Source organism: Alterirhizorhabdus solaris, from assembly GCF_007785815.1.
GTDB lineage: Bacteria > Pseudomonadota > Alphaproteobacteria > Sphingomonadales > Sphingomonadaceae > Alterirhizorhabdus > Alterirhizorhabdus solaris.
Window position 1 is genome coordinate 1 of record NZ_VNIM01000076.1, and the last position, 19,954, is coordinate 19,954.

Here is a 19,954-nt window from a genome sequence, read left to right on the forward strand (position 1 = left end):
GAGGGGGCCAATGCGGCGATGATGGCGAGCGATATCAGACGCATGGCGCTTGGCTCCGGAAACGACGAAGGGGGCGCGGCCATCGCGGCCACACCCCCTTCGTTATAGAGCGATCGCCGGAGGGCGATAGATCAGGCCGCTTCGTCCAGATCGTCGTCACCCTGCACCGGGCCGCTATCCTGGCCCTTGGCCGAGGTGTCGCGGTCGACGAACTCGATGATCGCCATCGGCGAGGCATCGGACGCGCGGATGCCGGCCTTGATGACGCGGGTGTAGCCACCGGCGCGATCGGCGTAGCGCACGGCCAGCACGTCGAACAGCTTCACCAGCTGCACTTCGTCCAGCAGCCGCGCATGCGCGAGGCGACGGTTGGCAAGGCCACCCTTCTTGCCGAGCGTGACGAGCTTCTCGACGTAGGGCCGAAGCTCCTTCGCCTTGGCGACCGTGGTCGTGATCTGCTCATGCTTGATGAGCGCGGCGGCCATGTTGCGGAACAGGGCCGCGCGATGGCTGGAGGTCCGCTGAAGCTTACGTCCGCCTACACGATGGCGCATATCGATTTCCTTCGTTCGTCAGGGGGCCGTGTGAGGTACCCCAGGCCAGGCGGTTAAAGGGCCGCCCCTTCCCTGTCTCTGTAGCCCGTCGTCCCGGTTCAACCCGTCATCCCGGCGAACGCTGGGATCTCCGGAAGCAAGGCGAACCCCGATGGTACGCCCGGCCTCCCTGAGATCCTGACTTTCGTCAGGATGACGTTTCGGCTCAGAACTCCTGTTCGAGCTTCTTGGCCATTTCCTCGATGTTCTCGGGCGGCCAGCCGGGGATTTCCATACCCAGCCGCAACCCCATCGAGGCCAGCACTTCCTTGATCTCGTTGAGCGACTTGCGGCCGAAGTTCGGCGTGCGCAGCATCTCGGCCTCGGTCTTCTGGACCAGATCGCCGATGTAGATGATGTTGTCGTTCTTGAGGCAGTTGGCGGAACGTACCGACAGCTCCAGCTCGTCCACCTTCTTGAGGAGGTAGCGGTTGAGCTGGTTCGAGTTCGCCTCCGGCTCCGCCACGGACTGTGCCGTCGCGGCCACGCCGACCGGCGCGGCGCTGGTGGCGATCTGGTCGTCGAAGTGGACGAACAGCTGCAACTGGTCCTGCAGGATGCGCGCCGAATAGGCGATCGCATCGTCGGGCGTCACGGTGCCGTCGGTCTCGACGGTGATCGTCAGCTTGTCGTAGTCCAGCTCCTGGCCGACGCGGGTGTTCTCCACCTTGTACGCCACCTGGCGCACGGGCGAGTATAGCGCGTCGATCGGGATCAGGCCGATCGGTGCATCGACCGGGCGGTTGTTCGCGGACGGCACATAGCCCTTCCCGATGTCGGCGGTCAGCTCCATGTTGAGCGTCGCACCTTCGTCGAGGTGGCAGATCACCAGCTCGGGGTTCATCACCTCGATGTCGCCGGACGTGGCGATGTCACCCGCGGTCACCTCGGCCGGGCCGGTCGCGGAGAGCTGGAGCCGCTTCGGCCCCTCGCCCTGCATGCGGATGGCCAGCTGCTTCACGTTGAGGACGATATCGGTCACGTCCTCGCGCACGCCGGCAAGCGAGGAGAACTCGTGCAGCACGTTCTCGATCTTGATCGAGGTGATGGCGGCACCCTGAAGCGACGACAGCAGCACGCGGCGCAGCGAGTTGCCGAGCGTCAGCCCGAAACCCCGCTCCAGCGGCTCGGCGACGAAAGTGGCGCGGCGGCGGGTATCGCCACCCTGCTTCTTTTCGAGGCCGTTCGGCTTCTTGAGTTCCTGCCAGTTCTTGGCGTTGACAGCCATGGGCTTGATTCCCCTTGGGGTTGGGACAGCGCGCGTCCGCGCCGGCCGGAAACGGGACGGGGGCCGCAGCCCCCGTGGAAAATCAGACGCGCCGACGCTTGGACGGGCGCACGCCATTGTGCGGGATCGGCGTCACGTCGCGGATGGACGTGATGTGGAAGCCGACCGCCTGAAGCGCGCGCAGGGCGGACTCACGACCCGAACCCGGGCCCTTGACCTCGACTTCGAGGGTGCGGACGCCATGCTCTGCGGCCTTCTTGCCGGCGTCTTCGGCGGCGACCTGCGCGGCGTACGGCGTCGACTTGCGGCTGCCCTTGAAGCCCATCATGCCGGCGGACGACCAGCTGATCGCATTGCCCTGGGCATCGGTGATGGTGATCATGGTATTGTTGAAGCTGGCGTTCACATGCGCCACGCCGGCCGTGATGTTCTTGCGCTCGCGCCGTTTGATGCGCTGGGGTTCGCGTGCCATTTTATCTCTGATCCTACCTGAAGGAACCGCGTACGGGCGCGCGCCGCAAGGGCGCGCCGCCAATTCGGAACGGGCTCGTTACTTCTTCTTGCCGGCGATCGGCTTGGCCTTGCCCTTGCGGGTGCGCGCATTGGTGTGCGTGCGCTGGCCGCGGACCGGCAGGCCCTTGCGGTGACGCAGGCCACGGTAGCAGGCGAGATCCATCAGGCGCTTGATGTTCATGGCCACCTGGCGGCGAAGGTCGCCTTCCACGGTATAGCCGGCGTCGATCGCCTCGCGGATCTGGAGCACTTCCTGATCGGTCAGGTCCTGCACGCGACGGGCCGGCTCGATGCCGATCTTGCCGGTGATTTCCTTGGCCTTGGTCGCGCCAATGCCGTGAATGTAGGTCAGCGCGATCTCGACGCGCTTGTTGGTCGGGATGTTCACACCCGCGATACGTGCCATGCTATGCTTTCTCCTGCTCCACGGGGCGCGTGGCGCGCACCCCATCTCGACGCGTTGGTCCACCAGAACGAAAAACGGCGAGCGCAGAACGCGCCGCCGGGCCGGTCTCGTGGGATAGGCGCGGATTAGGCGGGCCGGGCGGCCGAGTCAAGCCCGCCGCAGCGCCGTTCAGGCACTGTTCCGCGCCATCGGCAAAAGCAGCGTGGCGCGCAAGCCCGGCCGGTTGTCGTCGAGCCGGAGCGTGCCGCCGTGGAGGTGGGCCACCGCCTCCACCAGCGCCAGCCCCAGCCCGGCGCCGGGCGCGGAACGCGAATGATCGAGCCGGCCGAATCGCCGTCGTGCCTCCGCCTCGTCGCCGGCGGCGATGCCCGGGCCGCGATCGGCGACGCCGAGGTGCAGCATGTCACCCTCCACCCCCACGAACAGCGCGATCGTGCCGCCGGCGGCGCCATAATGCAGCGCATTGTCGATCAGGTTGCTCAGCGCCTGCGCGAGCATCTGGCGGTGACCGGCGAAGCGCGCTGGGGAAATGCCGGGTGTCGCTTCCAGCACCAGCGCGACGCCCGCCTCCTCGGCGAGCGGCTCGTACATCTCGGCCAGTTCGGCGGCGAGATCGGCGGGGTCCAGCGCGGCGAACCGCTCGCGCCCGGCCATCGCCTCGCTGCGGCCGATCTCAAGCACCGTCGTCAGGATCCGCATCAGCGCGTCGGTTTCCTGCAACACGCCGCCGAGCAGGGCTTCGCGCTGCGCCTCGTCCTCGGTGGTCATCGCGCGCTCGATCCGCGCGCGCAGCCGCCCGACAGGAGAGCGCAGATCGTGCGCGAGGCTGTCGGTCAGCAGGCGCAACTCGGCCATCAGCGCGGAGATGCGATCGAGCATCAGGTTGATGCGGGTGGACAAAAGGTCGAAGGCGTCACCCGATCCGGTGATCGGCGCGCGCCGCGCCAGATCGCCCGCGCCCACCTCGTCCACCGACACCGCGATCGCGCGCACCCGGCTGCCGACGTAGCCGGCCGTCACCAGCCCGCACAGCAGGCCGAACAGCAGCGACAGCACCACGGCCAGTGCCAGCGAGCGTTCCAGCGTGCGTTGCAGCGTCAGCCGCTCGCTGAAGGTGAGGCCGCTGACGAGCCAGCCCGCCCGGCCGAGCGGGCGTATCACCACGCCGGCCTCCTCCGTCGCGGCCGTGCCGGCGGCATGTAGGCGGACGATCTGGAAACCGGCGACATGGCGTTCGGCGCCGGGAATGTGCGAGACGATGTTGCCGTCGCGTGGCCGGCCGGCCCCGTCGAGCAGGGCGGCGACGAAGCGGGGATCGCCGGCGTCGCGCAGGTCCGCGATCGTCGCCCGCAGCGCACGCACGCCGCCATCGGCATAGACGTCGGACAGCGCGCGGGCCTGTTCCACGGCTTGTCCACGCAGCGCGGCCAGCGCGTCGTCGTGCGTGCGCCACCAGACGAAGCCGATCAGCGCGAGGTTCGAGAGCAGCGCCAGCAGCATCGCCAGTGCCGCCACCCGCATGGTGACGGGCACCCGTGCGCCGTGCGCGCGCGCCGACGCCGGGGCGGGCATCGCCCGGTCAGGCAGCGGCGAGGCGATAGCCGGCACCGCGCACGGTATGCAGGATCGGCTGGCCGAACCCTTCCTCCAGCTTGCGCCGCAGCCGGCTGACGTGGACGTCCACCACGTTCGTTCCTGGGTCGAAATGATAATCCCACACCTGCTCCAGCAGCATCGTGCGGGTGACGACGCGGCCGGCGTTGCGCGCGAGATATTCGAGCAGGCTGTATTCGCGCGGCTTCAGCTCGATCGTGGTGCCCCGCCGCCGCACGACGCGGCCGAGCAGATCGATCTCCAGATCGCCGACGGTGAGCCGGGTTTCCACGGTGCCGCTGGCCTTGCCCTCGGCGCGGCGGAACAGCGCGTTGGCGCGCGCCAGCAGTTCGGCGAAGGCGAACGGCTTGGCGAGATAATCGTCCGATCCGCCTTCCAGCCCGTCGATCCGGTCGTCGACCGATCCGAGGGCGGAGAGGATCAGCACCGGCGTGCCGATGCCGGCGGCGCGCAGCGCGCGCACCACCGAGAGGCCGTCGAGGCCGGGCAGCATCCGGTCGATGATGATGAGGTCGAACACGCCGTCGCTGGCCATGAACAGGCCGTCGCGGCCGTCGCCCGCGCGATCGACGACATGGCCCTGTTCGGCCAGCCCGCGCGCCAGGTAGCCGGCGGTGTCGGCATCGTCCTCGATCAGCAGGATGCGGCGGCCCATGATGTCCTCGTCTGCGTTGGCGTCTGCGTTCACCGGGGCGTCGGCATCGACGGGCATAGATCGCCCCTTGCCGGAAAAGGAGCAACCCCCCGATCCGTCAGGGGTGGACCGGAGGGTTGCGACCCGGCGCGGGCAGCGCGCCGGGTATCCCGGGAGGCGACGACGATCAGTTGGTCTTGGCTTCGGTCTTCGTCATCGTCGTGGTCTTCTTCATGTGCTTGCTGTGCTTGGCGGCCTTCGCGTGGTGGGTCTTGGCGGGCGCCGACTTGGTGGTCGTGGTGGTCGTGCTGCTGGTCTGCGCCATCGCCGGAGCGGCGATCACGGCGAGGGCGGCGAGCGGTGCGAGCAGGGTAAACTTCATGATGGGTCTCCTTGGAAGATGCCGGCCGGCGGGGGCACGGCCGGAAGGGGGGAAAATCAGTTGGTCTTGACGGTCTTGGTCGTCGTGACCTTCTTCACGGCCTTCACCGGCGCATGCTTGGCGGCGACGGGCTTGGCCGGCGCGGTGGCGGCGAGCGCCGGGGCGGCGACGAGGGCGAGCGTGGCGAGCGGTGCGAGCAGGGTGAGCTTCATGATCCGGAACTCCTTGGGCCAGAGCGATCACCGCTCCGTGCAGGACCGCTTCTAGGCGCCCGCCGTTGCCCGCACGGTGACGGCGGCATGAACAATTGGTCATTCTCGCCCCCAACCCGCCCCCGTTGACGGAACATGCCCGATCGCGGAAGCATGGACGGCACGAGGGGGAGGCGACGATGCGAGCGACACCGGGGCCGATCGACCGTTTCCTCGCCGATCTCCACGCCCGCCTGTCCGGGCTGACGGGCGGCGCGCCCGCCACCTATATCCCCGAACTGGGCAAGGCCGATCCGGCGCTGTTCGGCATCGCCGTCGCGATGGTGGACGGCACGCTCTACACCGCCGGCGATGCGGCCCACCGCTTCACCATCCAGTCGATCTCCAAGGCGTTCGTCTATGGCCATGCGCTCGACCGGCTGGGGCGAGAGGCGGTGCTGCGGCATGTCGGGGTGGAGCCGACCGGGGAGAGCTTCAACTCGATCAGCCTCGACGAGGCGCACAACCGCCCGTTCAACCCGATGGTCAACGCCGGCGCCATCGCCACCGCCGAGCTGATCGAGGGCGATGACCCGATCGCGCGGCAGGCGGCGCTGGCCGCGCTGATGGAGCGGTACGCCGGCCGCCGCCTCGATCTGGACGAGACGGTGTATCATTCCGAAAAGGCGACCGGCCACCGCAACCGCGCGATCGCGTGGATGATGCTCAATTCCGGCATGATAAAGCGCGCGCCGGAGGAGGTGCTCGACCTCTATTTCCGCCAGTGCTCGCTGCTGGTGGATGCGCGCGATCTGGCGACGATGGGCGCGACCATCGCCAACGACGGCATCAACCCGCGCACCGGCGCGCGGGCGCTGGCGCGGGAGCATGTGCCCGACGTGCTGACCGTGATGAACATGTGCGGCATGTACAATTACGCCGGGCAATGGAGCTACGAGATCGGGCTGCCGGCCAAGAGCGGGGTGTCCGGCGCGATCCTGCTGGTGATCCCGGGGCAGGCGGGCATCGCCATCTATTCCCCACCGATCGACGCCAACGGCAACAGCGTGCGCGGGGTGGCGGCGGCGGGTGAGATCGCCGATGCGTTCGGCCTGCACATCTTCGGCACGCATCCCAACGTGCGCAACGCCATCCGCGCCGAATATCGCGGCGACCGGCTCCGCTCCAAACGCGCGCGGCGCCATGCCGATCTGGCGCTGCTGGCCCGCGAGGGCGCGCGCATTCGCGTGATCGAGGCGCAGGGCGCGCTCTATTTCGGGTCGACCGAGCGGCTGATCCGTCGCGCGGGTGAACTGGCGGTGCAGGCCGACTGGCTCATCATCGACATGCGCCGCGTGCTCTCCGCCGATATCGCCGCGTGCCGCCTGCTCGCCGGGCTGGTCGAGACGATGCGCGCGCGCGGGCGCACGCTGGTCTTCGCGCATCTGGAGGATCGCGGCTCGCTGGCCGCACTGCACGCAGCCGTCGCCGCCGAGGCGGAGGCCGGCACGCTGGCCCCCGGCCGGGAAACCGCGCTCGAATGGTGCGAGGATCGGCTGATCGCGCTCCACGGGGGCGGGGCGCCCGCCCGCGCCGTGGCCTTCGCCGATCTCGATATCGTCGCCGGCCTTTCGCCCGCCGAAATCGCGGAGGTGGCGATGGTCGCGGTTCCGCTCGCCTTCGCTGCGGGCGAGGCGCTGGCCCGCGAGGGAGACGAGGCGGCGCTGTTCTTCGTGCTGACCGAGGGATCCGCCAGCATCCGCCTGCGCGCCGGCGGCGGGCCGGGGCGATCGATCCGGCTCGGATCGGTCGGCCCGGGGATGAGCTGCGGCGAGATGGCGCTGATCGACCGCGGCCGCCGCTCCGCCGATATCGTCGCCGACGAGGCGGTGCGCGCCTTCGGTTTCGACATCGCCGGCCTCGAGTCGCTGGGGGAGCGGCATCCGCGCATCCTGATCCGCATCATCGCCAACATCACCCGCGATCTGGCGGAACGGCTGCGCCTGGCGAACAACGAGATCCGCGCGCTGGAGCGATGAGAACCGGGGTGGGCAGTCCTAACCATCCGATCATCAAGGCGATCAGCTAATCGAATTTACGATCGCGACATCATCACAGGTTCGCGCCATAACGCTGAAAAATATCAGGGTCGATCCGTACCCTGACGGCGGCTTTACCCTCCCTTAGGATTGAAACCGCTAATGCCGCCAAGCGCTTAGTGGAGATGTTCGTGCTGCCTGTCCTTCTGTGTATCCGGGATGACCACGACATCCGCCTCGTCCTGCTGGCGGGCGTCATCTGCGTCATGTCCGCGATCGCCTCGGTCATGCTGCTGCGCCATGCCCGTGACGGGCAGGGGGACAGCCTGCGCTGGACGGCGGCGGCAGGGCTGGCCACCGGCTTCGGCATCTGGGCGACGCACTTCGTGGCGATGCTCGGCTATGATCCGGGCTTCGTCCTCGGCTTCCACGCGCCGACGACGTTGTTCTCGCTCGTCGTCTCGGTGGTGACGCTCACCGTGAGCTATGCGATCGCGTTGCGATCCGGCCGGCTGCGCTATCGCTGCCTGGCCGGGGCGCTGGCGGGCTGCGGGATCGCCGCGATGCACTATATCGGGATGCACGCGATCGAGCTGCCGGCCGAGCTGCGCTGGGCGCCGCAGTTCGTCGTCCTGTCGGTGGTCTTCGCCATCGTGCCGATCCCGCCCGCGCTGGTGCTGGCGCTCGATCGCAAGAGCAGGATGTCGGCGCTGTGGGCCGGTATGCTGCTCGGCGCGGCGGTGCTGCTGCTGCACTTCACCGGCATGGCCGGGGTCGAGGTGATCCCCTCGGCGGCCGGCGTGAGGCCGGGCGCCATCCTGTCGCCGGTCACCATGGGCTATGTCATCGGCGGCGTCGCGCTGGCGGTCCTGCTCATATGCCTCATCACCGTCCTCGCCAGCGCGCGGATGCGCAGCGCGATCCGCACGCAGGAGCGGCAGTTCAGCCTGCTGGTGCAGGGGATCAACGATTGCGCCATCTACATGCTCGATCCGGCGGGCCGGGTGATGAGCTGGAATGTCGGCGCGCAGCGGCTGAAGGGCTATCGCGCCGACGAGATCATCGGCACCCCGATCCGCGAATTCTATCTCGCGCAGGATCGTGTCGACGGCGTGCCGGAGGCCGGCCTGCGCCACGCGCGCGAGCATGGCATGCTGAATGCCGAGGGCTGGCGGCTGCGCAAGGACGGGAGCTGCTTCTGGGCGCATGTGACGATCGAGGCGGTGCACGACGCGCGCGGCGTCTTCACGGGCTATACCAAGCTGACGCGCGACATGACCGAGTACAAGGCCTCGCAGGATCAGCTCGCCACGCTGGCGAGCAACCTCGATGCCGCGCTGTCGAACATGCACCAGGGGTTGTGCCTGTTCGATGCCGACGAGCGGCTGGTGATGGCGAACGCGCGCGTCGGCGAGATGTTCGCCGTTTCCCTCGAGGACTGCCCCATCGGCACGACCTTTGCCGAGGTGATGCGACGGGGCGCCGAGAACCGGCTGGGCATATGCGTCTCAGAGGAGGTGCTGGACGGGATCGTCCAGCGTCATCGCGCCGTGATCGCGCAGCCCGGCGGCGGATCGGTGATCGTACCCGTCGCCGACGACATGACGCTGGCCATCTCCCACCGGCCGATGGCCAAGGGCGGCTGGGTGACGACGTTCGACGACGTGACCGAACGCTACCGGGCGGACGCGCGGATCGCCCACATGGCGATGCACGACGAGCTGACCGGCCTGCCGAACCGGCCGAACTATAACGATCTGCTCGATCGCGCGTTGGCCGGCGCCGACATGTCCGGTGCGCGGGTGGCGGTGCTGGGGATCGACCTCGATCGCTTCAAGGAAATCAACGACCTGCACGGCCACGCCATCGGTGACGACGTGCTGCGGCGGCTGGCCGAGCGGATGCGCGCGATATGCCCGGCGGCCGGCGTGGTGGCACGCTTCGGCGGGGACGAATTCGCCGCCTTCCTGCCGTATCGCGATGCGGCGGCGCTGGACGGTTTCCTCGCCGCGCTGGAAGCCTGCCTGCACGAGCCGATCGAGCACGGCAGCCTGACCATCTTTCCCGGCGCCAGCGTGGGCGTGGCGCTGTTCCCCGATCACGGCACCCGCCGCGAGACGATCATCAACAACGCCGATCTGGCGATGTACCGCGCCAAGGAAGCGGTCGGCCGGCGGACCCGCTTCTACTCGCAGGACATGGACGAGGCGGCCCGTGCGCGGCGGCTGCTGGCCAACGATCTGCGCGAGGCCATCGGCCGGGGCGAACTGTCGCTGGCCTATCAGGTACAGCGGTCGATCTCGACCGACCTGGTGATCGGCTACGAGGCGCTGCTGCGCTGGCACCACCCGCGCGATGGCTGGATCTCGCCGACGGAATTCATTCCGATCGCCGAGGAAAGCGGCGAGATCGTGCGCATCGGCGAGTGGGTGCTGCGCGCGGCCTGTGTCGAGGCGGCATCGTGGGAGCAGCCGTGGCGGATCGCGGTGAACCTTTCGCCGGTGCAGTTGATGCAGCCGGACCTCATCGCCGTCGTCACGAGCGCGCTGGTGTCGGCGGGGCTGCCTGCGCACCGGCTGGAGCTGGAGATTACCGAAACCGCGCTGATCGCCGACAAGGTGCGCGCGCTGCACGTCCTCCGCCAGATCAAGGCGCTGGGGGTGACGATCGCGATCGACGACTTCGGCACCGGCTATTCCTCGCTCGATACGCTCAACTCGTTTCCGTTCGACAAGATCAAGATCGACCGTTCGTTCCTGATGCAGTCGGAGACGAGCCGGCAGGCGCGCGCGATCATCCGCGCGGTGCTGGCGCTGGGGCACAGCCTCGAGGTGCCGGTGCTGGCCGAGGGGCTCGAATCGGAGGATCAACTGCGGCTGTTGCGCAGCGAGGGTTGCGACGAGGCGCAGGGCTATTATTTCGGCCGGCCCATGCCGATGGCGGCCAATATAGAGTTCGCCCAGCGCAGCGAGGCGGCCTGACCGACTTCGCTCGATAGGCCCGGATCAGGCGGGCGTCAGCGACTGCAGGCGCCAACCGCGATTGAACGACAGGCGGACGAGGCCGAGCGGCGGCAGATCGATCCGCATCGCCACGGCGGGCGCCAGCCCGATCGCGGCGTGGAGCGCGGCGCGGAGGACCATCGGATGCGTCACGCCCAGCACGGTGCCGCCCGCCGCCGCCTGCTCGCCCAGCCATGCGCCGACGCGCCCGGCCAGGGTGGCGAACGTCTCGCCGCCGGGCGTTCCGGCCTCGGGTGCCGCCAGCCAACGGGCGAACGCGTCCGGATCGGCCAAATGGACCTCTGTGAACAGCCGGCCCGTCCATGCGCCGTGGCCGATGTCGGCCAGTCTGGTTTCCGCCACCGTCCCCAGTCCCATCAGATCGGCCGTTTCGCGTGCCGCCGCCACCGGGCTGGCGAACACACGGTCGGGCGCGGGGCCGGGCAGGCGCAGCGCCGCCGCCCTGGCCCGGCCGCTCGCGTCCAGCAGATCGCCCGGCGCGGCGAAGGCGCCGGTGCGCGCGGCGGCGGTGCCGGCGCAACAGAGCAGCAGCAGATGCGTCACCCGTCCTCCCGTATCGTTCCGCCGCCGGGTGGCCCGGCGTTGACGCGGCAGTCGATTCGGCGCAGATCGCGGTCATCGATCTCGGTCAGGCAGCCGGTGCAATTCCGGCGCGGTCGCGCCACTGTGATCGACGGGCCACCGCCTGTCGAGAGCCAGACCCGGCCGGGACGATCAACCCATCACCGGGCGCGCTTCCCGGCAGGAGCATCATGATGTCGACCGCCGCCGTCTTCGACGATCCCTTCATTCCCGCAGGCGCAGGCGCCGCCGCCCCCGCGATCCCGCTAGCGGAGATCGCGCCGTGGGCCGTGCTCGGCGCGCTGCTCGCCACCGTGCTGCTGTATTTCGTCAGCACCGAACAGGGCGCGTTCGCCCTCTTCGACGGGATGTACGTGCACGAGTTCGTTCATGATGCCCGCCATCTGCTCGGCTTTCCCTGCCACTAGGGGGTGAGCGCGCCGGCCAGGCCGGACGCCTTCTCTCACTGAATATCGCGGTTCCGGCCGGCAGGTGACACCACCCGCCGCCGGACCGCCTTGCACGCAGGATCAGACCGAATGACCGGAGCTCTTCTCTGGCGGGGTATGCTCGCCGGCATGGTCGGCGCGTTGCTGTCCGCGCTGTTCGCCCTCGCCTTCGCCGAGCCGCAGATCGACCGCGCGATCGCGTTCGAGGCGTCGCACGCCGCACCCGCGCATCACGCGATGCCGGGCATGGCCGCGCCGCCCGTCGAGGAGGAACTGGTCAGTCGCGCGACCCAGAAGGGGGCGGGGCTGTTCACCGCGATGCTGCTGTACGGGGCAGCGGTGGGCGGGTTGTTCGCCCTCGTGTTCGCCTACGGCTATGGCCGGGCCGGGCCGCTCGGGCCGCGCACCGTCGCGCTGCTGCTGGCGTTGGCCGCGTTCGTGGTGATCGCTCTCGTCCCCGCGCTCAAGTATCCGCCCACCCCGCCGGCCGTCGGCCAGCACGAGACGGTGCGGCTGCGTACCGCCGCCTTCTTCGGCATGATCGCCCTGTCGTTGTTCGCCGCGATCGGCAGCCTGTGGCTGCGCCGCCAGTGGCGCGGGCAGCGCGATGCGATCACCGTGTTCCTGCTGGCATGCGGCAGCTACGTGCTGCTCGTCGCGATCGCTCAGGCCACGCTGCCGGTGATCGACGAGGTACCGGCCGACTTCCCGGCGACCGTGCTGTGGCAGTTCCGCCTTGCCTCCATCGGCGCGCAGGCGGTGCTGTGGCTGGCGCTCGGCATCACGTTCGGCAGCCTGGCCGAGCGTTGCCTGCTGCGCGGCCGGCGCGCCTGAGCGGCCGGCCGCGTCCGCTCAGAAACGATAGGCGATCGTGCCCATCACGTTGCGCGGCGCGCCGACGAAGCAATCCCCGCGCGACAGGCACGAGGCGTAGAACTTGTTGCCCAGCAGGTTCGTCGCGTTGACGGTGAGGCTCCAGTCGCGCCACGTCGCTTCCGCCAGCGCATCCACCAGCGTGTTGGCGCCCGTCACCAGCGTCGAGGCGCCGGACACCCCGCGGCGCTTGCCGGTGTAGCGCACGCCGGCGCCCAGCCGCAGCGTCGCGTCGTCGAACAGGTCGAACGTCTTGGTCGACCAGACGGACGCGTTGTGGCGCGGCAGGAAGTCGAAGCTGGCCTCGCTGTTGGTCAGCTTGTTGTAGCCGTAGTTGACCAGCAGCTCGAAATTGCCCGGCAGCGTGCGGTTCGCCTCCAGCTCGAAGCCCTTCGTCTTGATCTCGCCGGTCTGCGCCACCGATGTCGGCAGGTACACGATCCGGTTGCGATCCTTGATGCGGAAGACGGTGGCGGTGACGAGGGTGCGCGGATCGATCTGCCACTTGGCGCCCGCCTCATACTGGGTACCTACCTGCGGCACGAGGCCCGCCCCCGCGATCGGCAGGAAGCTCTCGGTGTAGCTGAAGAAGGGCGAGATGCCGGCCCCGAGTTCGCCGATGATGCCGGCGCGGAACGTGGTCGCCTTGTCGATCTGCGTATCGGCGCCGTTGCCGTAGGAGCGCACCCGATCCCGCCGCGCGCCGAGCACCACCGAGACGCGATCCCAGAAGCGGATCTGGTCCTGCACATAGACGCCGAGTTGCTTCTGCGAACTGTCCTCGCTGGAGCCGAACAGGAAGTTGGGGCTGGTCGCGGTGGGGATGGTGCCGCCGTAATCGGACAGGGCGGCGTAATTGATGTTGTACAGGTCGATCGTCTCGTAGGCGACGCCGCCACGCTTGCGGACGTTGTTCCAGCTATAGTCGATGCCGGCGAGGAGGGTGTGCTCGATACTGCTGCCGGTATCGAACTTGAGCTGAAGGTTGTTGTCCGTGGTGAACACGTTCAGCCGGGCAATGCTGCCATCGGCATAAAGGCCGATCTGGCGGCGCGCGGCATCCAGATACGGGTTGGCCGGATTGGTGTAGCTGTCCGGATAATGGGTGAAGTAGTCGAGGTTGCTGTCGATGTAGCGCGCCTTCAGGTTCAGCCGCACGTTCTCGCCGAACTTCTGGGTGATGCCGCCGCCGCCCTGCAACACCCGCCCGTCGTAGCGATCCCAGCCCGGCTTGCCGACGAACAGATAGCGGTTCAGCGGCGGATTGCTGCCGTTCGGGTCCCGCGTGCCCACGCGGGGCAGGAACTGGGAGGTCGAGCCGCCGTCGTCCTCCTGATACAGGCCGAGCAGGGTGATGTCGGTATCCGGGGTCGGCTGCCAGCGGATCGACGGCGCGAACATCACGCGGTCGTCGGGCACGTTCTTCACGAAGGTGTCGGCATCGCGCGCACGGCCCACCGCGCGCACCGCCAGCGTATCGGTGATCGCCACGTTCACGTCGCCGAGCACCTCCTTGCGATCGTTGCTGCCGTACACCGCGCGGACTTCGCCGCCCGTCTCGAAGACGGGCGTCTTGGAGACGAGGTTGACGATGCCGCCGACCGATCCCTGGCCGAACAGCACCGAGGCCGGCCCGCGCACGATCTCCACCGCCGAGAAATTGTACGGGTCGGCCGGGATGCTCGCGTAGAAGCTGAAGATGTCGCGCATGCCGTCGCGGAACTGCAGCGCCTCGATGCCGCGGATGACGAAGCCGTCCACCCGCGAATCCCGCCCGTAGGCGTTGGCGGTGATACCGGCGGCGTAGCGCACCGTGTCGCTGATGTTGATCGCGCCCTGCGACAGGAACGTCTCGGCCGTCACGATGGTGATCGGCTGCGGCGTCTGGATCAGCGGGGTTTCCGTCTTGGTGCCGGCGAAGGTGTCGATCCGTGCGGCGGTGACGATGATGGTGTCGGCCGAGGGTTCGGTGACGGCGGCATCGGTCACCGCGTCGGCGGCATGGGCGGCCTGCGGTGCCAGAAGGCAAGCGGCACCGGCGATTGCGACGATCTTCATTATTCCCCCGGAACTAACCTGCGATAGCGCGCCTATAGCGACCTGCGACACGCTCGCAATAGCAACAACGTCGCTGACAATCGTTTCGCGTGGCTGTATGGCCGGATCGCAACAGCCGCGCAGGAGTGAGACGATGGCCGTCATATCGGGCAGATGGGCCCGCATATTGCTCGCCGGGCCGGGCGCCGTGATCGTCGCGCTGGTGGTGATGGCGGGGATGACGCGGTGGGTGCCGGCGGGAGCGGCGGGGATCGACAACCTCGTCCTGCCCTTGGTGCTGGTGCCGCTGATCTGGGCCGCGCTGTTCTTTCACGCCTGCCTCGATCGCCGGTTGATGCGGGTCGCGGTCGTTGCCGCCGGGCTGCTGGTGGTCAGCGGCGGGCTGGTCGCGCAGGGGCTTTACGCCCGATCCAATACGGAAGAGACGACACGATGATCCATCTGGCGAAGGATGAGACCAAGCTGATGGTCGCCGTCCACGGCTGGTCCGGCATCGTGCTGGGCCTGTTGCTGTACGCTGTCGTCATCACCGGCATGGCGGCGGTGTTCGCCGAGGAGATCGGCATCTGGTCCGCCGGCCATGTCGAGGCGAAATCCGCCTTCGCCCGCCCGGTCGATGGCCCGGTGCGCGAACTGGCGGCGCGCACGCCGGCGAAATATCACGAAGGCGTCAACCTGTTCGAGATCGGCGACCATAATCTCGGCGCGTTCTTCCACCGCGACGAAACCGACGCCGACGGCAAGTTCGTCAGCCGGGGCATCTATTACCAGCTCGATCGCGAGGGGCGGGTGGTCAAGGCGCTGCACGGCACCGGCGAGGACGTGTTCGGCCCGCGCAACGACGATGCGCTGTCCAGTTTCCTCGTCGATACGCATGTGCGGCTGCATCTGCCGAACCCGTGGGGTCTGCTGCTCACCGGCATCCTGGGGCTGGCGATGCTGGTCGCGGCGATCTCCGGCCTGCTGATCCACCGCCATCTGTTCAAGGACATCTTCACCCTGCGCCGCCGCGCCAGCCCCGTGCTGGTGGATCGCGACCGGCACAGCGTGGCGGGCACGTGGAGCCTGCCGTTCGCGTTCGTGCTGGCGTTCACCGGCAGCTTCTTCTCCTTCTTCGGCACCATCGGCGTGCCGATCGTGGCGATGGCGGCGTTCGGCGGCGACGTGCAGAAGCTGAACGAGACGGTGTTCGGCAACCCCGGCACGCCCGATCCCCGCGCCGCGACGCCGGGCAATCTCGACCGGGTGCTGGCCGATGCCGCGCGGCGCGGCGGCGACGTGCCCACCTTCGTCTCGATCGAGCATTTCGGCCGGGCGGACGCAGAGGTGACGACGTTCCATCGTCCCCGGGAGGGCGGCCTTGCCCCGACGACCTTGCTGTACCGGGGCGCGACCGGGGCGTTCGACAGGGTGAAGCCGTCGATCGGCACGCAGCCCTCGGCCGGCGGCACGCTGACCGCGATCATGGCCCCGCTGCATTTCGGCAACTTCGCCGGGATCGTGTCGAAGGCGGTGTGGTTCGCGCTGGGATTCGCCATGTGTTACGTCACGCTCACCGGATTGCGGCTGTGGCTGGCCCGCCGGCGGGAAGCGGCCCGCTCGCTCGACTGGCTCGACCGGGCGGTTACGGTCGTCGGGTTCGGCCTTCCGTTCGCGCTGGTGGGCGCGGCGGCGGCGTTCCTGATCGCGATGCCGCTTGGCGCTGCGGTATACTGGACGCCGGCCGCTTTCCTGATCGCCGCGGCGCTGGCGATCCTCGGCGGCGTAGTGGCCCCTTCGCGCGCGGCGCTCGATCGCGGGCTGCTGCTGGCCACGGGGGCGGGGATGATCGTGCTCCCCGCGCTCCGTCTCGCCACCGGCGGCCCGGGCTGGACGACGGCGCTGGCGGCGGGGCAGCCGATCATCGTCGCGCTCGACCTCGCCTTCGCGATCTCCGGCGGCTGGACGGTATGGCGCATCGCGGGCGATCGTGCGGTCCGTACGGCCACGGCCGCGCCTGTCCTTCATCCGGCGGAATGACGATGCTGGCGCTCGTCTCCATCGCCGTTTCCACCCTGCTGCTGATCGCGCTGTGCGCCGGCGACCCCAAGCGCCGCCGTGCCGCACGGGCAGGGAGCGAGGGGCAGGGCACGGCTACCCGCCGCCTGCTCGCCGCCGCTGCGTGCCTGCCCGGCCTGCTGTGCGTGCTGCTGGGCGACCCCGCCGCCTTCCTGATCTGGCTCGGGGGCTGCGGGGCGGCGGGCTGGCTGGTGACGTTGTGGTTCGGGCAGCGTCATGCAGGCCGCTCCGGGGGCTAGACGGCAGCGCCGCGCCGCCGGCGCGATCCGCCTGATCCACGACACACCGCGTCTATCCGTTCCGGGCAGCTGGGTCCGGCGAGGGCGCGGCCGGCTCGCCGACATTCAAACGGGCCGGTGATCGGCATCGGGCGGCAGTTCGCCCGACGATGATATGTGATTGTCTGAAGTGCGCCGGCCCCGCGAGCCAGCTTTGGGGACGGGCGGCCGAAGCCAATTTTTCCCGGCTCGCCAGAGTTTCAGAGAATATGGTGCGGTCGAGAAGACTCGAACTTCCACGGCCTTTCGGCCACAACGACCTCAACGTTGCGCGTCTACCAGTTCCGCCACGACCGCACGTGTTACCGGGCTGTTGGCCCGGCGATCTGGTGTGGCGCGCCTCTAACAGAGAGATTCGCCGCCTGCAACCGCCTTCGTCGCGGAAAGGAACCGTATGGACCGTGCACCGTTTGAACCGCGCACCTGAACCGGGGCGGCAATGACACGCCCCGGCACGGTCCCTATCCGATGGAGTATCCCATGATGAACCGCTTCCTGCTGGCCGGCTCGGCCGCGCTGCTCGCCGTCGCCGCACCCGCCTTCGCGCAGATGGCCACCGAAACCACCGGCATGGCGACCGCCGCCGACATCGGCGTCGCCCCCAACGGCCCGATCCCCGGCCCGGACTATGTGAAGCTGGCGGCCGCCTCCGACCAGTTCGAGATCCAGTCCGCCCGCGTCGCGCTCTCCAAGAGCCAGCGCGCCGACGTGAAGGCGTACGCCAAGATGATGATCGACGCCCACACCAACTCCACCAAATCGCTGACCGCCGCGCTGACGAACAACGAGCGCAAGATCCAGCGCCCGTCCACCAAGCTCGACACCGCGCAGGCGTCGAACCTGAAGCTGCTCAAGAGCACGCCGAAGGCCAGCTTCGACAACATCTACCTGACGCAGCAGATCGCCGCGCATCAGCAGGCATGGGCGCTCCAGAAGGGTTATGCCGTGAACGGTACCGATCCGGCGCTCAAGCAGGTAGCCGCCACGATCGTCCCGGTGGTGGAGCAGCACTACCAGCAGGCCAAGGCGCTCGCCCCGGCCAGCATCTCGGGCTGATCGCCGAAAAGGCCCCTCCCCATACGGAGGGGCCTTTTTTCTAGTAGAGGAACATCGGCATCCCCTCGATCCGCATCAGCTTGGCGCGATAGGCGTCCGCATCGTAGAGGCCGCCGACATCCACCGTCTTGGTGCCGCCGAGCAGCGTATCGATCGGCACATGGCTGTATTTGCCGTCGCTCAGCGTCACCATCCGGCCGGTCCGCTTGCTCTGGATGAGCTGCACCGCCAGTCCGCCGAACGCGAAGCCGACCATCCGGTCCATCGCGTCAGGTTCGCCTGCGCGCATGAGGTAGGCGAGCGACTGGACGACCGTCCCCTGTTTCAGTCTCGCCTCGATCTCGCGCGCCAGTCGCTGGCCGACCCCGGCCTCGAACCGTTGGCTGGCCGGCTTGGTCATGTCGTTGCCTTCCGTCCCGCCGATCGTCGCGCCTTCCGAGATCACGCACACCGCGTAATTGGCCGGACGCGATTTCTTGTCCCGCCCCAGCAGCGGCAGCAGCCGGTCCAGATCGGCCGGCACTTCGGCGATCACGGTGCGGTCCACCTGTGCGAGGAAACCCGCCAGCAACGCCGTCTCGCCGCTGCGCCTGCCGAACAGCTCGATCACGCCGATCCGCTCGTGGCTCTCGATCGTGGTGCGCAGCGCGTTGATCGCCTCGACCGATCGACTGACGGCGGTGGAGAAGCCGATGCAGTAATCGGTGCCGAACACGTCGTTGTCCATCGTCTTGGGCACCGAGATGACGGGAAAGCCAAGCGCGGCCAGATGCGCGGAGAATCGCAGCGTGCCGTCGCCGCCCAGCGTGACGATCGCCTCGACGCCCAGCGCATCGAGCACGCGCAGCACATGGTCGGACCGATCGCCGTCCGTCACCGTGCGCGGATCGAGCCGGGAGGTATGGAGGATGGTGCCGCCCATCCGGTCGATCCCGCGCACGGCCTCCCGGTCGAGCGGGCGGGTGTAGGCGGCGATGCTCGCGGGGTCGTCCGGATCGATCTTGAGCAGGCCTTCCCATCCGCGACGGAAGCCGGTGACGCGCCAGCCGAGCGCGATCGCCGAAAGTGTCACCGAACGGATGCAGGGGTTAAGCCCCGGCACGTCGCCACCACCCGTGAGGATTCCGATATGCATGTCGCCCGTCTCCAGCCTTGCCCGTCGTGACTAGACGAGCGGACCGCCCCGTGTCGCGCCCGACGCCGATGAACCGTGCCGAAGTCGTCGCCGAGGCGGGGCGCATCATGGGCCTCGCGTGGCCGGTGATGCTCACCAGCCTCAACTGGACGCTGATGCAACTGATCGACGTGGCGGTGGTCGGCCATGCCGGCACCGGCGAGCTGGGCTTCCTCGCCGCCGGCCGCACGCTTACCTTCATCACCATCGTGATGGGGCTGGCGGCGCTGTCCGGCGTACTGGTGTTCTCGGCGCGGGCGGACGGGGCCGGGGACCATGCCGCCACCGGGGAGTGGCTGCGGCGCGGGCTGGTCTTCGCGCTGATGCTGGGGCTGCCGTGCATGGCGGTGCTGCTGGCCTTCGCCCACCCGCTGCTCGATCTGGTCGGCGTGCCGGCGGACATCGCGGCGGGCGGCGCGTCGGTCACGCGGGCGATGGCGCTCGCCTACCCGTTCCAATTCGTCCAGATCGCGGCGAGTTATTTCCTCGAAGGGGTCAGCCGGCCGCGCCGGGTGATGATCGTCAACCTCGTCACCCTGCCGCTGAACGGTGTGCTGGCGTGGGCGTGGGTGGGTGGCCATGCCGGCCTGCCCGCGATGGGCGCGACGGGAGCGGCGCTGGCCACCTCCTTCGCCTCGGCGGCGGGGGCCGCGGGGATGCTGGTGGCGGCGTGGACCTTGCCCGATGCCGAGACCCGCACCATCCGCACGCTTTCCGCCGCGACCTGGGTGGCGGCATGGCGAGGCGTCTCGCTGCTGTTCCGTTTCGGGCTGGTGCCGGCGGTGGGGGCGGGGCTGGAGCTGTTCGGCTTCTCATGGCTGATC

Annotated in this window: 20 protein-coding genes and 1 tRNA gene; 9 read left to right on the forward strand and 12 right to left on the reverse strand. The window is 68.8% G+C overall.

Translation table 11 applies throughout. The annotated features are described in order from the left end of the window. Positions 1 to 131: 131 nt before the first annotated feature. The 8 genes from rplQ to FOY91_RS21720 form a co-directional block, all read right to left on the reverse strand. On the reverse strand, positions 132 to 554 hold the full coding sequence (rplQ, locus tag FOY91_RS15730) for a 50S ribosomal protein L17 (protein ID WP_145154074.1): 423 nt from the start codon (positions 552 to 554) through the stop codon (positions 132 to 134). 205 nt (positions 555 to 759) lie between these two features. Further along, positions 760 to 1,821, reverse strand: a complete 1,062-nt coding sequence (locus FOY91_RS15735) for a DNA-directed RNA polymerase subunit alpha (RefSeq protein WP_145154076.1) — start codon at positions 1,819 to 1,821, stop codon at positions 760 to 762. 82 nt (positions 1,822 to 1,903) lie between these two features. Next, complete coding sequence (rpsK, locus tag FOY91_RS15740; protein WP_107969344.1) at positions 1,904 to 2,293, reverse strand: 30S ribosomal protein S11; 390 nt, start codon at positions 2,291 to 2,293, stop codon at positions 1,904 to 1,906. A gap of 78 nt (positions 2,294 to 2,371) precedes the next feature. Beyond that, entirely contained in the window at positions 2,372 to 2,740 is a 369-nt protein-coding gene (gene rpsM / locus FOY91_RS15745) for a 30S ribosomal protein S13 (protein WP_145154078.1), read from the reverse strand. 168 nt (positions 2,741 to 2,908) lie between these two features. Next, positions 2,909 to 4,312 (reverse strand): sensor histidine kinase, encoded by a 1,404-nt coding sequence (locus FOY91_RS15750; protein WP_145154080.1) that lies wholly within the window; start codon positions 4,310 to 4,312, stop codon positions 2,909 to 2,911. A gap of 7 nt (positions 4,313 to 4,319) precedes the next feature. Beyond that, the gene (locus FOY91_RS15755) at positions 4,320 to 5,009 is read right to left on the reverse strand and encodes a winged helix-turn-helix domain-containing protein (protein ID WP_145154104.1); all 690 of its coding nucleotides are present in this window, start codon (positions 5,007 to 5,009) and stop codon (positions 4,320 to 4,322) included. Between the two features lie 166 nt (positions 5,010 to 5,175). After that, positions 5,176 to 5,370 carry a hypothetical protein gene (locus tag FOY91_RS15760; RefSeq protein WP_145154082.1) on the reverse strand — a complete coding sequence of 65 codons (195 nt, stop codon included), beginning with the start codon at positions 5,368 to 5,370 and terminating at the stop codon, positions 5,176 to 5,178. A 56-nt stretch (positions 5,371 to 5,426) separates the two neighbouring features. After that, the gene (locus tag FOY91_RS21720; RefSeq protein ID WP_162527249.1) at positions 5,427 to 5,582 is read right to left on the reverse strand and encodes a hypothetical protein; all 156 of its coding nucleotides are present in this window, start codon (positions 5,580 to 5,582) and stop codon (positions 5,427 to 5,429) included. A gap of 179 nt (positions 5,583 to 5,761) precedes the next feature. On the opposite strand from FOY91_RS21720, the gene glsA reads away from it, so the two are divergent. Together glsA and FOY91_RS15770 are read left to right on the forward strand one after the other, a co-directional pair. Further along, positions 5,762 to 7,600 (forward strand): glutaminase A, encoded by a 1,839-nt coding sequence (gene glsA / locus FOY91_RS15765; RefSeq protein WP_145154084.1) that lies wholly within the window; start codon positions 5,762 to 5,764, stop codon positions 7,598 to 7,600. Between the two features lie 191 nt (positions 7,601 to 7,791). Further along, the gene (locus FOY91_RS15770) at positions 7,792 to 10,581 is read left to right on the forward strand and encodes a bifunctional diguanylate cyclase/phosphodiesterase (protein WP_203234594.1); all 2,790 of its coding nucleotides are present in this window, start codon (positions 7,792 to 7,794) and stop codon (positions 10,579 to 10,581) included. Between the two features lie 24 nt (positions 10,582 to 10,605). Here the strand turns inward: FOY91_RS15770 and FOY91_RS15775 are convergent, their stop codons facing one another. Next, the gene (locus FOY91_RS15775) at positions 10,606 to 11,166 is read right to left on the reverse strand and encodes a histidine phosphatase family protein (protein ID WP_162527250.1); all 561 of its coding nucleotides are present in this window, start codon (positions 11,164 to 11,166) and stop codon (positions 10,606 to 10,608) included. A 212-nt stretch (positions 11,167 to 11,378) separates the two neighbouring features. Between FOY91_RS15775 and FOY91_RS15780 the strand changes: the two genes are divergently transcribed. Continuing rightward, the gene (locus FOY91_RS15780) at positions 11,379 to 11,612 is read left to right on the forward strand and encodes a CbtB domain-containing protein (RefSeq protein ID WP_145154090.1); all 234 of its coding nucleotides are present in this window, start codon (positions 11,379 to 11,381) and stop codon (positions 11,610 to 11,612) included. 111 nt (positions 11,613 to 11,723) lie between these two features. Then, positions 11,724 to 12,467, forward strand: a complete 744-nt coding sequence (locus tag FOY91_RS15785; RefSeq protein ID WP_145154092.1) for a CbtA family protein — start codon at positions 11,724 to 11,726, stop codon at positions 12,465 to 12,467. Between the two features lie 18 nt (positions 12,468 to 12,485). Here FOY91_RS15785 and FOY91_RS15790 read toward each other — a convergent pair whose 3' ends face one another. Beyond that, entirely contained in the window at positions 12,486 to 14,564 is a 2,079-nt protein-coding gene (locus FOY91_RS15790; protein ID WP_203234596.1) for a TonB-dependent siderophore receptor, read from the reverse strand. 133 nt (positions 14,565 to 14,697) lie between these two features. Between FOY91_RS15790 and FOY91_RS15795 the strand changes: the two genes are divergently transcribed. From FOY91_RS15795 to FOY91_RS15805, 3 genes are read left to right on the forward strand one after another with little or no spacing between them, the layout of a single operon-like run. Then, positions 14,698 to 15,000, forward strand: coding sequence for a hypothetical protein (locus FOY91_RS15795; RefSeq protein WP_145154094.1), 303 nt, complete (start codon positions 14,698 to 14,700; stop codon positions 14,998 to 15,000). Then, positions 14,997 to 16,583, forward strand: a complete 1,587-nt coding sequence (locus FOY91_RS15800) for a PepSY-associated TM helix domain-containing protein (RefSeq protein ID WP_145154096.1) — start codon at positions 14,997 to 14,999, stop codon at positions 16,581 to 16,583. Before FOY91_RS15795 ends, FOY91_RS15800 begins: the two co-directional genes overlap by 4 nt. A 2-nt stretch (positions 16,584 to 16,585) precedes the next feature. Beyond that, on the forward strand, positions 16,586 to 16,861 hold the full coding sequence (locus FOY91_RS15805; RefSeq protein WP_238995740.1) for a hypothetical protein: 276 nt from the start codon (positions 16,586 to 16,588) through the stop codon (positions 16,859 to 16,861). Positions 16,862 to 17,110: 249 nt separating this feature from the next. Here the strand turns inward: FOY91_RS15805 and FOY91_RS15810 are convergent. Further along, positions 17,111 to 17,197 (reverse strand) — tRNA-Leu (locus FOY91_RS15810). Positions 17,198 to 17,380: 183 nt separating this feature from the next. On the opposite strand from FOY91_RS15810, the gene FOY91_RS15815 reads away from it, so the two are divergent. After that, on the forward strand, positions 17,381 to 17,956 hold the full coding sequence (locus tag FOY91_RS15815; RefSeq protein WP_145154100.1) for a DUF4142 domain-containing protein: 576 nt from the start codon (positions 17,381 to 17,383) through the stop codon (positions 17,954 to 17,956). Positions 17,957 to 17,996: 40 nt separating this feature from the next. Here FOY91_RS15815 and FOY91_RS15820 read toward each other — a convergent pair whose 3' ends face one another. Then, complete coding sequence (locus FOY91_RS15820) at positions 17,997 to 19,091, reverse strand: 6-phosphofructokinase (RefSeq protein ID WP_145154102.1); 1,095 nt, start codon at positions 19,089 to 19,091, stop codon at positions 17,997 to 17,999. A 50-nt stretch (positions 19,092 to 19,141) separates the two neighbouring features. Here FOY91_RS15820 and FOY91_RS15825 point away from each other — a divergent pair. Then, positions 19,142 to 19,954 (forward strand): MATE family efflux transporter (locus FOY91_RS15825; RefSeq protein ID WP_203234597.1); only part of this gene is annotated, 813 nt, incomplete at its 3' end.

Coding starts and splice junctions, on each gene's coding strand:
- rplQ (WP_145154074.1), bottom strand. CDS start 554: ATGCGCCATCGTGTAGGCGGACGTAAGCTTCAGCGGACCTCCAGCCAT.
- FOY91_RS15735 (WP_145154076.1), bottom strand. CDS start 1,821: ATGGCTGTCAACGCCAAGAACTGGCAGGAACTCAAGAAGCCGAACGGC.
- rpsK (WP_107969344.1), bottom strand. CDS start 2,293: ATGGCACGCGAACCCCAGCGCATCAAACGGCGCGAGCGCAAGAACATC.
- rpsM (WP_145154078.1), bottom strand. CDS start 2,740: ATGGCACGTATCGCGGGTGTGAACATCCCGACCAACAAGCGCGTCGAG.
- FOY91_RS15750 (WP_145154080.1), bottom strand. CDS start 4,312: ATGCCCGCCCCGGCGTCGGCGCGCGCGCACGGCGCACGGGTGCCCGTC.
- FOY91_RS15755 (WP_145154104.1), bottom strand. CDS start 5,009: ATGGGCCGCCGCATCCTGCTGATCGAGGACGATGCCGACACCGCCGGC.
- FOY91_RS15760 (WP_145154082.1), bottom strand. CDS start 5,370: ATGAAGTTTACCCTGCTCGCACCGCTCGCCGCCCTCGCCGTGATCGCC.
- FOY91_RS21720 (WP_162527249.1), bottom strand. CDS start 5,582: ATGAAGCTCACCCTGCTCGCACCGCTCGCCACGCTCGCCCTCGTCGCC.
- glsA (WP_145154084.1), top strand. CDS start 5,762: ATGCGAGCGACACCGGGGCCGATCGACCGTTTCCTCGCCGATCTCCAC.
- FOY91_RS15780 (WP_145154090.1), top strand. CDS start 11,379: ATGTCGACCGCCGCCGTCTTCGACGATCCCTTCATTCCCGCAGGCGCA.
- FOY91_RS15785 (WP_145154092.1), top strand. CDS start 11,724: ATGACCGGAGCTCTTCTCTGGCGGGGTATGCTCGCCGGCATGGTCGGC.
- FOY91_RS15790 (WP_203234596.1), bottom strand. CDS start 14,564: ATGAAGATCGTCGCAATCGCCGGTGCCGCTTGCCTTCTGGCACCGCAG.
- FOY91_RS15795 (WP_145154094.1), top strand. CDS start 14,698: ATGGCCGTCATATCGGGCAGATGGGCCCGCATATTGCTCGCCGGGCCG.
- FOY91_RS15800 (WP_145154096.1), top strand. CDS start 14,997: ATGATCCATCTGGCGAAGGATGAGACCAAGCTGATGGTCGCCGTCCAC.
- FOY91_RS15805 (WP_238995740.1), top strand. CDS start 16,586: ATGCTGGCGCTCGTCTCCATCGCCGTTTCCACCCTGCTGCTGATCGCG.
- FOY91_RS15815 (WP_145154100.1), top strand. CDS start 17,381: ATGATGAACCGCTTCCTGCTGGCCGGCTCGGCCGCGCTGCTCGCCGTC.
- FOY91_RS15820 (WP_145154102.1), bottom strand. CDS start 19,091: ATGCATATCGGAATCCTCACGGGTGGTGGCGACGTGCCGGGGCTTAAC.